The organism is Henriciella sp. (assembly GCF_049649345.1).
Taxonomy (GTDB): domain Bacteria; phylum Pseudomonadota; class Alphaproteobacteria; order Caulobacterales; family Hyphomonadaceae; genus Henriciella.
Genome location: NZ_JBARZC010000495.1, coordinates 1 through 6,667 on the forward strand (window position 1 = coordinate 1; position 6,667 = coordinate 6,667).

Here is a 6,667-nt window from a genome sequence, read left to right on the forward strand (position 1 = left end):
GCTCGAACAGGCCTGCAAGGCGATCGATCCAGACCAGCAGAGTGACCTTGCCAGTCTCGCGGCAGACTTTTCCAAAGCCCTGAAGGACGAGCTTCCGACGCTGGCGCGCGATGGCGGCTTTGTCGCCGAAGGCTGGGACAGCGAGCTTGACGAGGTCCAGGCGCTGCGCCGCGATTCCCGGCAGGTCATCGCCGCGCTGCAAACCCGCTATGCCGAAGAGACCGGCATCGGCGCGCTCAAGATCAAGTTCAACAATGTGCTCGGCTATTTCATCGATGTGCCCGCCCGCCACGGCGACGCGCTGATGAAGCCGCCCATGGCAGAGACCTTCATTCACCGCCAGACACTCGCCTCCAATATCCGTTTCTCGACCGCCGAGCTGTCTGATCTTGCCGGCCGTATCTCGCGCGCTGAAGAGGCCGCAAAGACCCGCGAACTCGACATCTACCGCGAGCTTTGCAATCGCGTCGAAACGCTGAGCGCGCCGATTTCCGAGGCGGCCAATGCGCTCGCCGGGATCGACGTCGCCGCAGCGTCTGCAGCCTGGGCGAGCGAGAATGGCGCGGTGCGGCCGGAGCTGGCAGACACGCCGGTCTTCGAGGCGAAGGGCCTGCGCCATCCCGTCGTCGAGGCTGCTCTGAAAGCGTCCGGCGAAGGCTTTACCGCCAATGATCTGGCGCTGGATGCGGCCGGCGAAACGGGTCCACGCCTGGCGCTCGTGACAGGCCCCAACATGGCCGGTAAATCGACCTATCTGCGCCAAGCCTGCCTTGCCATCATCCTGGCGCAGGCGGGGCTTTTCGTGCCGGCAAAATCCCTGAAGCTCGGCCTTGCCGACCGGGTCTTCTCACGCGTCGGGGCGTCCGACGATCTCTCGCGCGGGCGTTCTACATTCATGGTCGAAATGGTCGAGACGGCCGCCATTCTCAGCCAGGCGACGCCGGACAGTTTCGTCATCCTCGATGAAGTCGGACGGGGCACGTCGACCTATGATGGCCTCGCCATCGCCTGGGCAGCGGTCGAGCATCTGCATAATGTAAATGCCTGCCGGGCGCTGTTTGCGACGCACTATCATGAGCTGACCAATCTCGCCGAAGACCTTGCCTGCGCGGCCAATCTCAGCCTGCGGGCCAAGGAATGGAAGGACGAGCTGGTCTTCCTGCATGATGTCCAGCCGGGGCCGGCCGACAAATCCTATGGCGTCCAGGTTGCCCGGCTTGCCGGCTTACCGGCGCGCGCGGTGAAACGGGCCGAACAGGTGCTGAAAAAGCTGGAAGCCAAACCGGATGCGGTCGACGCCCTGCCGCTCTTTGCGGCTATTTCGTATGCGGCGGCACCTGCCGAGGCCAGCGAAGACAATGAAGCGCTAAAGACCCTTCAAGCAGTCGATCCGGACAATCTCACGGCTAAGGAAGCGCTGGATCTTGTCTATCGCCTGAAACGGGAAAGTAAATCGAGCTAAATCGACCCCGGATTATGGGAAATTCTATTCCAAAAATCGCTCATAATCTGAATCTTCGCGCACGAATTCTCCCCACAAGGGAGCTTCATGACATAAAGTTCACTTATTTTGCAGGCGAGGGCTAATTCCCGCTTGTCATTAACAAATTTTTAGGGATGAATGGGGGTTGTCGACGCCAACCCAATTCACAGCCGCATCATGGTATTGGGGGACAATACGGCGGTGACGATGCAGAGGGCCATTCGCAGCAATGGTTCTGCATTCAAGAGTTACCTCTTTGGTCCAGGGACGGGACCCGGGTGGCGTCGACAATTTCAAACAGCAGGCCAGTATTGGCCAACTTCAAACTTGCAGGCGATTAGATACGAAAGAGTAAACTCGCCTAAAACGAGATTTACCATACAAATCAGCCCGAATCTATTGAAGATCATTTGAAGCTGTGCGTCTATGCTTTGTATTGTTCAAATTTGCGCAAGCTTGATGCAAAAATGTTAAATTGGAACTGGGATGACTTACGCTTCGTAGCGGTTCTGGCCGAGGCCGGAACCATTGCAGAGGCGGCGCGCCGGCTGAATGTCAACCGCACCACAGTGCTGCGCCGGATCACCGCATTCGAAGACAAGCTGAGCTATCGTCTGTTCGCCAGAGACGGATGGGGGCTCGAACCCCTGCCGGAAGCCCAGCCCATTCTGGAAGCGGCCCGCGAGATCGGCGACGCGCTCACCGCGATCCAACGCAAGACCAGTGGATCCGGCCAGGACGTCTCCGGCGATCTCACCATGACGACGACCGACTCGATCTTCCTGGCGCATATCGGCGAAGTCGTCAGCCGGTTCCAGACGGCCTATCCCAAGATCAATCTGCATGTCAGCGTCACGACCAGCCATCTCAATCTCGGACAGAGAGAGGCCGAGGTAGCGGTGCGTCCGTCGCGCGCGCCGCCTGAACATCTTGTCGGGCGCCGGGTGTGCGACCTGCATTTCGGCGCCTACGCCTCGCGCGCCTATCTGAACCACGACAGTTTCCGCTCGCTCGCCGATCATGACTGGATCGGCATGACCGCCCATTTCAAGAGTGCGCCCACCGAGGTCTGGATGGCCGAGCATGTCCCGCGCGAGAAGGTGCGGTTTCGCGCAGACAGCTTCATCGCTATCGCGGAGGCCGCCCGCTGGGGCCGCGGCATCGCGCTGCTGCCCTGCGCCTATGGCAACCGCCAGCCCGATCTTGAGCGCGTCGAGAACCTGATCGACGTCGATATCATGACCGGTCTCTGGGTGCTGACCCATCCGGACTTCCGCTCCTCGCCACGTGTGCGTGTACTGATGGATTTCGTCACCGCCGAGCTTGCCAGCTCCAAACATGTCTATCTCGGCGAGAGCTGATGGATTATCTGTTGCATTCACGGCCGGAATGCGCGCAAGACTGTTGCAGAACGGCCTCCAGAGACCTGCCCTGAATGTTTGATCTGACCCTGTCTGAACCGATCCAGATTGCGATTGTGCTCGGGCTTCTCGTCCTGGTGTTTGTCAGCTTTCTGCGCGAGAAAATCCCGACTGACGTCACCGCGCTTCTCGCCATGGCGGCGCTTCTCGTCACCGGCATTCTGAGCGTCGAGGAGACGCTGGGTGTGTTCTCGAACGCGGCGCCCATCACCATCGGGGCCATGTTCGTCCTGTCTGCCGCACTGGAGCGCACCGGGGTCATTGGCGCGGTCGGCAATACCGTCATCCGGCTGGCGAGACGGTGGACGCCAACGCTTGCCGTTCTGGCTCTCATGTTCATCGTGATCGCCCTGTCGGCCTTCATGAACAATACCCCGATCGTCGTCATCCTCATCCCGGTCGCGATCCGGCTCGCGCAGACAGTCGGTGTGTCGCCGTCCAAACTGCTCATCCCGCTGTCCTTTGCCTCGATATTCGGCGGCATGACGACGCTGATCGGCACCTCGACCAACCTTCTCGTCGACGGCGTCGCGCGCCAGGCGGGGCTCGCCGAGTTCGGCATATTCGAAATTACGGGCGCCGGCCTGTTCATGGCGCTCGCGGGTTCTCTTTACATGGCGCTTGCGGGCCGCTGGCTGTTGCCGGACCGGGACTCGCTCGCGGCCCTTCTGCCGACAACCAAGAACCGCCGCTTCGTGGCGCAGGTGCTTGTGCCGGTCGACTCGGTGCTGGTTGGGAAAACGATCAGGGAAACAGGCTTTTCAGCTGAAAAAGGCTTCTCGGTGATCGACGTGATGCGCGAAAACCGTTCACGCCGGACCGAGCTTGCGACGCTCACCCTGCAGGGCGGCGACCGGCTCGTGCTGCGCTCGCCCGTATCAGAAATGCTGACGCTTCGCGAAGCCGGCGATGTGGCGATCGGCGCAGGCTCTGGCGGCCAGCACGCTTTCGAGCCGGTGCAGACGACAGAGACCCATGTCATGGAAGGCGTTGTCGGGCCCGAATCCCGCCTTGTCGGACGCCCGATCGTCGGCGCCGGCCTTGTCCGCCTCTATGGCGTCTACGCCCTCGCCATCCATCGCCGGGGGGAAAATATCGGCCTGACAGGCCGGGATATCCGGTTCGATGTCGGCGACACGGTCCTGCTCGAAGGCCCGGCCGCCGGTCTCAATCAGCTGTTCGACGACGGGATGTTGTCCAATTTGACGGAGACGACAGAGCGCCCGGTGCGCCGCGACAAGGCGCCGATCGCGATTGGCGCGGTCCTCTTCGTCATGGTGTTTGCAGCCTTCGGGGTCATGCCCATCGCTGGCCTTGCGCTGATCGCTGCAGCGGGCGTCATCGCGCTTGGCTGTCTTGACCATCAGGAGGCATACAAGTCCATCCAGTGGGACATTCTGATGCTGATCTTCGGCATGCTCGCCTTCGGTCTCGCCCTCGACAAGTCAGGCGCGGCCACACTCATTGTCGATACGATAGCAACACCGCTCGGCACCTTCGGGCCGCTGGCCGCGCTCGCCGCGATCTATCTCATCTCATCGGCCCTGACGGAATTTGTCTCAAACAATGCGACCGCCATCCTGATGACCCCGATTGCCATCGGCCTTGCCACCAGCCTGGGCGTCGATCCGCGGGGCTTCGTGGTGGCCGTCATGTTTGCCGCGAGCGCGAGCTTCGCGACGCCGATCGGCTATCAGACCAATACGCTCGTCTACTCCGCAGGCGGCTACAAGTTCACAGACTTCGCCCGCGTCGGCCTACCGCTCAATATTCTGCTCTTTGTCGTGGCGATGTTTGTCATCCCGGTCTTCTGGCCGCTGGCCTAGCGCCCGCTGATGGTTCGACTTCGCTCACCATGGCGGGCTATTTCACGTATCGACAAGGCCGCCACGGGGAGCGAAGTCGAACCACAGGCCGGCCGTGCTGAACCCAGATCAGGCGCAGCGCCCTAATACCCGTCAGCCTGGCCGTCCTTGCGCATTTCGGTGGCCGCGATCCATGCGCCGGTCTCGAAATCCTTGGCGATGGCCTGATAGCCGCCACCATTGGCTTGGCAGCATTCGACCTCAAAGCCGCGTCGCTCCAGCTCGGCCCGGGTTTCGGGCGGAATGCCGCTTTCCAGATAGACCGTCCCCATATCGCTCTCGCAGGCATCGCCATTGAGATCATCGGTCGGCTCGCAGCCGCCGCGATGCTCCCAGCGTGCCGCATCACCGGCTTCCTGAAGGCCCATGCCGAAATCGACAAGATTGAGAATGATCTGGACGTGGCCCTGCGGCTGCATGCCGCCGCCCATCAGGCCAAAGCTCATCCATGGCTCATAGGGGCAGGCCTCTTCGGCGGCCACGGCGCGAACCTGGCAGGACGGCATGTCCTTCTTGAAGGCAAAAGCCGGAATGATCGTATGGAACGGCCGCTTGCCCGGCTCGAAGACGTTCGGGTGCTTCGGGTCGAGCGAGAAGAGCTGGCCGCGATCCTGGAACATGAAGCCAAGACCATCGGCCACAAGGCCAGAGCCCATGCCGCGATAGTTCGACTGGATCAGCGAAACCATCATGCCATTGTCGTCAACGACGGTAAGATAGGTCGTATCGCCGTCACCCAGCGCCGCATCAGCCTCGCCGAACCCGGCCTCCGGCGGGTCCATCGCCTTGTTTAGATCGATCATCTGGCTGCGCTCTTCATTATACCCTTCGCGAATGAAGACCTCTGGATCGATGCCGCTATAGGCCGGGTCCGCATAGCCACGCGCCCGGTCCGCAAACGCCAACCGTTTCGCCTCGACCTGCGCCACCAGACTATCAGCCGAGCCATAGCCCATCTCGCGCAGATCAAACCGTTCCAGCATCTGCAACATCTGCAGCGCAGCCACGCCCTGCGTGTTCGGCGGCAGCTCGCAGAGCTTCACCTCGTCTCTATACGTGACGCAAAGCGGATCGACCCATTCGCCATCATGCTGATTGAAATCCTCATAGGTGAGGAAGCCGTCGATCCGCTCGAAATAGTCCGACATGATGTGGGCGGTCTCTCCGGAATAGAAATCGCCCGGGCCATGATAGGCGATCCGCTCCAGCGTGTCGGCGAGGTCAGGGTTCTTGAACAGCGTGCCTTCGCGCGGTGGCGGCGAGAAATAGGTCTCGCGCGCATTGTCATACTCTTCCAGCATGCCGCTCTCATAGGCCGGCTCGTAGCGTTTCGGGCCTCTGCTCCAGTAATAGGCGATCACTTCCGGGATGGGCGCGCCTTCGCGGGCATAAGTGATGGCCGGTTCGAGCAACGTATTGAAGGTCAGCCGGCCGAACTTCTCGTGCAGCGCGCCCCAGGCTTCAACCGTGCCGGGTACGGTCACAGGCGCCGCCCCATAAGGCGGGATTTCCTCGCCGTCCATGAATTCGTCGGCCTTGGCCTGCATGTCCTCAAGCGTCGCGCCCATGGGCGAGCGGCCGGAGCCATTATAGCCGTAGAGCTGCTCGGTGGCCGGATCCCAGACGATGGCGAAGAGATCCCCGCCAATGCCATTGCCGGTCGGCTCAACAAGCCCCAGCATGGCATTTGCCGCAATCGCTGCGTCCATCGCCGTCCCGCCGCGCTTCATGATGTCGAGCGCGGTTTGTGTCGCCAGCGGATGAGCGGTCGCGGCGGCCGCATTCGGCGCCACAACAGCAGAGCGCACGCCGATATCGCGGCCAGACGGCATCCGGTCGCCAGGCCCGGGCGCGGTCATTTCCACCACTGCAGGGTCAGCCGCCGGCGCGGTCTCCTG

Annotated in this window: 4 protein-coding genes; 3 read left to right on the forward strand and 1 reads right to left on the reverse strand. The window is 61.7% G+C overall.

What is annotated here, in order from left to right; translation table 11 throughout:
• From mutS to WA989_RS13800, 3 genes are all read left to right on the forward strand, one after another.
• A partial coding sequence (gene mutS, locus WA989_RS13790; protein WP_424341066.1) for a DNA mismatch repair protein MutS occupies positions 1-1,462 on the forward strand: 1,462 nt, incomplete at its 5' end.
• A gap of 488 nt (positions 1,463-1,950) precedes the next feature.
• Positions 1,951-2,844 carry a LysR family transcriptional regulator gene (locus tag WA989_RS13795; protein ID WP_424341067.1) on the forward strand — a complete coding sequence of 298 codons (894 nt, stop codon included), beginning with the start codon at positions 1,951-1,953 and terminating at the stop codon, positions 2,842-2,844.
• Positions 2,845-2,918: 74 nt separating this feature from the next.
• A complete protein-coding gene (locus WA989_RS13800) occupies positions 2,919-4,730 on the forward strand; it encodes an SLC13 family permease (protein WP_424341068.1) in 1,812 nt (603 codons plus the stop codon).
• A gap of 122 nt (positions 4,731-4,852) precedes the next feature.
• On the opposite strand, the gene WA989_RS13805 is transcribed toward WA989_RS13800, so the two are convergent.
• A partial coding sequence (locus tag WA989_RS13805) for a gamma-glutamyltransferase family protein (protein ID WP_424341069.1) occupies positions 4,853-6,667 on the reverse strand: 1,815 nt, incomplete at its 5' end.

What these genes read in the sequence shown, in the direction of transcription:
- WA989_RS13795 (WP_424341067.1), top strand. Translation starts at nt 1,951, where the DNA reads ATGTTAAATTGGAACTGGGATGACTTACGCTTCGTAGCGGTTCTGGCC.
- WA989_RS13800 (WP_424341068.1), top strand. Translation starts at nt 2,919, where the DNA reads ATGTTTGATCTGACCCTGTCTGAACCGATCCAGATTGCGATTGTGCTC.